Annotated in this window: 7 protein-coding genes; 3 read left to right on the top strand and 4 right to left on the bottom strand. The window is 71.6% G+C overall.

What is annotated here, in order from left to right:
* Positions 1 to 27 precede the first annotated feature (27 nt).
* Positions 28 to 813, top strand: coding sequence for an ABC transporter permease (locus tag E1182_RS29815; protein ID WP_207921574.1), 786 nt, complete (start codon positions 28 to 30; stop codon positions 811 to 813).
* Positions 814 to 957: 144 nt separating this feature from the next.
* Here the strand turns inward: E1182_RS29815 and E1182_RS29810 are convergent, their stop codons facing one another.
* From E1182_RS29810 to E1182_RS29800, 3 genes are read right to left on the bottom strand one after another with little or no spacing between them, the layout of a single operon-like run.
* Positions 958 to 1371 (bottom strand): PLD nuclease N-terminal domain-containing protein, encoded by a 414-nt coding sequence (locus tag E1182_RS29810; protein ID WP_132271048.1) that lies wholly within the window; start codon positions 1369 to 1371, stop codon positions 958 to 960.
* A 28-nt stretch (positions 1372 to 1399) separates the two neighbouring features.
* On the bottom strand, positions 1400 to 1699 hold the full coding sequence (locus E1182_RS29805; protein WP_132271046.1) for a DUF202 domain-containing protein: 300 nt from the start codon (positions 1697 to 1699) through the stop codon (positions 1400 to 1402).
* Positions 1696 to 2118: a YidH family protein gene (locus E1182_RS29800; protein WP_371687625.1), complete on the bottom strand. Its 423-nt coding sequence runs from the start codon at positions 2116 to 2118 to the stop codon at positions 1696 to 1698. Before E1182_RS29800 ends, E1182_RS29805 begins: the two co-directional genes overlap by 4 nt.
* Before the next feature lie 11 nt (positions 2119 to 2129).
* On the opposite strand from E1182_RS29800, the gene E1182_RS29795 reads away from it, so the two are divergent.
* Together E1182_RS29795 and E1182_RS29790 are read left to right on the top strand one after the other, a co-directional pair.
* On the top strand, positions 2130 to 2927 hold the full coding sequence (locus E1182_RS29795) for a GNAT family N-acetyltransferase (RefSeq protein WP_132271044.1): 798 nt from the start codon (positions 2130 to 2132) through the stop codon (positions 2925 to 2927).
* 2 nt (positions 2928 to 2929) lie between these two features.
* Positions 2930 to 3337 (top strand): hypothetical protein, encoded by a 408-nt coding sequence (locus tag E1182_RS29790; RefSeq protein WP_132271043.1) that lies wholly within the window; start codon positions 2930 to 2932, stop codon positions 3335 to 3337.
* Here the strand turns inward: E1182_RS29790 and E1182_RS31425 are convergent.
* Positions 3309 to 3497, bottom strand: a 189-nt coding sequence (locus E1182_RS31425; RefSeq protein WP_207921573.1) for a hypothetical protein, incomplete at its 5' end; no start/stop codon positions are given. The two genes, E1182_RS29790 and E1182_RS31425, sit on opposite strands and share 29 nt — an antisense overlap.

Below are 3497 nucleotides of genomic sequence, written 5' to 3'. Positions count from 1 at the left end.
AGTTGTGTATAAGAGACACCCGCCGCCCTGCCCGCTCCGGCTCGCCGCCTGGGCGTCATCGCCGGGCTGCGCCACACCGCCACCCTGTCCTGGCGAAGCCTGGTGCAGATCAAGCACAACCCGATGGAACTGCTCGATCTGAGCATCCAGCCGGTCATGTTCGTGCTGCTCTTCACGTACGTCTTCGGCACCGCGATCGCCGGCTCGTCCGGCGACTACCTGCGCTTCATGCTCCCCGGCATCATGGTGCAGAACGCCCTGTTCGCCACGATGACCACCGGGTTCGGCCTCAACCAGGATCTGACCAGGGGCGTCTTCGACCGGTTGCGGGCCCTGCCGATCGCCCGGTGGGCGCCGCTGGCCGGGCGGATCCTCGCCGACACGGTCAAGCAGGCATGGTCGATCGCTCTGCTGCTGGCGGTGGGCATGATCCTCGGGTTCCGGGTCGGCAACGGCCTGCTCGGTGTGCTCGCGGCCTTCGCTCTGCTGCTGGCCTTCACCCTCGCCGCGTCATGGATCTCGGTGCTGGTCGGGGTGATGGTCAACGAGCCGGAGAAGGTGCAGATCTTCGGCTTCATGGTGATCTTCCCGCTCACCTTCACCAGCAACATCTTCGTGCCCACCGAGCGGATGCCCGGCTGGCTCCAGCACTGGGTGGAGATCAACCCGGTCACCATCGTCGCGGACGCCCTGCGTGGCCTGTTGGTCACCGGTCCGGTCGCCGGCCCGGTGGCACAGACCCTGCTCTGGGCGGTCGGCCTAGCCGCCGTCTTCGCCCCGCTCGCCGTGCGGGCGCTCCGGCGACGGGTGTGACCCGAACGGCACCGACCGGCGGCTCGCCTGCCGGTCGGTGCCGTTCGGCGGTCCACCCCCCGGTCCAGCCGCCACAGGCCTTCCCCGACATGGCGTCTCTCACCCGGCACTGCGTCGGCGTGACGCGGCGGACCGGTCCCGGCGTCAGACCTCCGGGCGGTCGCCCTCGCGGGGCGGGCCGTCCTCGCGGCGGGGCGCGTCGTCGTCGTGCTCGCGGCGGCGCAGGTCGTCCTCGCGGCGGCGGAGATCCTCCTCCCACCGGCGGAACAGTTCCGCGTCGTCGCGACGGGACCGCTCGGCGATGGACCGGAGGAACTCGGCGTCGTCGTCGGGGGCCAGCGGTGGGTGCCGGTCGCGGCCACCCGGCCCCGCCGCGACCGGTCGCCCGGCGAGGAACCAGGCGATCGACCCGACCAGCGGCACGAAGAGGATGAGCGGCACCCAGACGACGCGGGGCAACCGCCGTACCTGATCCTCCTCGGCGGAGAGGCAACTGATCAGCGCGCAGACCGCGAGCACGGTCGTCGCCAGGAAGAGCAGGATGGACAGCCGGACCATGTCCCCATGATGGCCCACGCCGGCGCGTTCACCACACGCCGCGCAGCACCAGGGGTACGGACAGCAGCGCCACCCCGGCGGTAGCCAGCGCGACCGACGGCAGACTGCGGGTGTCCACGCCCAGCGGCCCGCGGCCGGCGGCCCGTCCCCAGAGCGCCACCAGCGCACCGGCCCAGAGCAGCACCACAGCCACGGCCAGCACCGCCCCGGTGACTCCGCCGGTCAGGGCCAGCCGGAGCGCCAGCCCGGCCACCACGGTCATGGTCAGGCCGGTCCGCCGCCACGCCAGGCGGGTGCGCTCGGGTTGCCGCCCCGGATCCCGGGTCATCGGCCGCCGAGGCCCTTCACCAGCACCGCGCCCAGCAGTAGCAGCGCCCCGAGCGCCACGAGCAGGGCCAGTACGGCCGGGAAACGGGACACAGGCAGTTCCTCGCCGAGCCGGATGGCCCGCTCCGTACGCGCCCAGTGGTCCACCGCGCGAATCGCGACGGTGGCGCCGAGCAGCAGCAGCGCGACGGCGATCGCCTCCCGCAGGTGCCGCAGCGGCAGCGGCGGCAGAAACTGGGCGGCGGCCAGCCCGCCGGCGATCAACGCCAGCCCGGTCCGCAGCCAGGCCAAAAACGTCCGTTCGTTGGCCAGGGAGAAGCGGTAGTCGGGGGTGGTGCCCACCCGCTTGACCTCGGACGGGTCGAACCACCGCCTGATCACCTCGCGCACGGTGCCGATTATCCGCTTTACGTCCGGCATAGCCTGGGCGGATGACCGATCTTGACGCCAGCACGCTGCGCGCCGCCTACGACGCCCAACTCCGTCCGGAGATCCCCGATCCGGTGCCCGCCGGGGTGACCGTCGAGCGGGACGGACCCCTGGTACGGATTCTCGGCCTGGACCAGCGGGGTTTCCTCACGTACCGCACCCTGGACGGGCTCGCCGGCGTGGAACTGGACGCGTTGATCGCCCGCCAGGTCGAGTTCTTCCGGCGGCGCGGGGAGGGCGTCGAGTGGAAGCTCAACGAACACGACGAGCCGGCCGACCTCGCCGAACGGCTGCGGGCCGCCGGTTTCGTGCCGGAGGACCGGGAGACCGTCCTGGTCGGGCCGGTCGCGCCGCTGGCGGCGGCCGTCCCGGTCCTGCCGGAAGGGGTACGCCTGCGCGAGGTCACCAGCCGAGAGGACCTGGAGCGGATCGCCGGGATGGAGGAGGAGGTCTGGGGCTCGGACCGGAGCCACCTCGTCAGCGGCTTGGCGAAGGAGATCGCCGCCGACCCGCAGTCGATCACGGTCGTGGTGGCGGAGGCCGACGGCGTCGTGGTCAGTGCCGGATGGGTTCGTTACGTGGCGAACACCGGCTTCGCCGGACTCTGGGGCGGTTCGACGCTGCGTCGGTGGCGACGCCAGGGCATCTACCGGGGGCTGGTCACGTACCGGGCCCGGCTGGCCGCGCAGCGTGGGAAGACGTTGCTCCAGGTGGACGCCTCGGAGAACAGCCGGCCGATCCTCCAGCGACTCGGCTTCGTGCCGGTCACCACCACGACCCCGTACGTCTACACTCCGTGATGATGGAGCAGCGACTGACGGACGAGGAGTTGTCGGTCCTCAAGACGGGCGCTTTCGGTGCCGTCTATCTGGTGTCGAACGCCGATCCGGGCATCTTCGCGATGATCCGGGAGAGCTTCGCGGCCTCCGGTGTGCTGGGTGCGACCAGCGGGGTGGTGAGAACGGCGCTCACCACCGGGCCGTTGCCCCGGCTGCCCCAGGAATCGCCCGCGGCGATCGAGTCGGTGGTGCTGCCCGCCCTGCGTCGCGGAATCGACGTGTTGCGCGCGAAGTCACCCGACGAGGTCGCGGTGTATCAGGACGTGGTGCTTGCCGCCGCGGACCGGGTCGCGCGCGCGGACGGGGGAGTCTCGCCGGCCGAGGCAGCCGCGATCGCACACATCAGGGCAGCCCTGAGCACCCCCTCCTGACGCCCTGGTTCGCCCGCACATCCCGCCAGCCCTCGTCCCGCCAGCGCCCGGCCCCGCCCATTCCCGCCGCGTTGATCATGAAGTTGATTGCCGGAGAGCCGAGCAGGTCGCCCGTCAACTTCATGATCGACGCCTGGATGAGGGGGGTGAGCTGTGTCAC

It is taken from the genome of Micromonospora sp. KC721 (assembly GCF_004348355.1).
Taxonomy (GTDB): domain Bacteria; phylum Actinomycetota; class Actinomycetes; order Mycobacteriales; family Micromonosporaceae; genus Micromonospora.
The sequence above is the reverse complement of the archived record's forward strand: the minus strand, read 5'-3'. Positions and strand labels throughout refer to the sequence as shown.

What these genes read in the sequence shown, in the direction of transcription:
- E1182_RS29810 (WP_132271048.1), bottom strand. Translation starts at nt 1,371, where the DNA reads ATGGTCCGGCTGTCCATCCTGCTCTTCCTGGCGACGACCGTGCTCGCG.
- E1182_RS29805 (WP_132271046.1), bottom strand. Translation starts at nt 1,699, where the DNA reads ATGACCCGGGATCCGGGGCGGCAACCCGAGCGCACCCGCCTGGCGTGG.
- E1182_RS29800 (WP_371687625.1), bottom strand. Translation starts at nt 2,118, where the DNA reads ATGCCGGACGTAAAGCGGATAATCGGCACCGTGCGCGAGGTGATCAGG.
- E1182_RS29795 (WP_132271044.1), top strand. Translation starts at nt 2,130, where the DNA reads ATGACCGATCTTGACGCCAGCACGCTGCGCGCCGCCTACGACGCCCAA.
- E1182_RS29790 (WP_132271043.1), top strand. Translation starts at nt 2,930, where the DNA reads ATGGAGCAGCGACTGACGGACGAGGAGTTGTCGGTCCTCAAGACGGGC.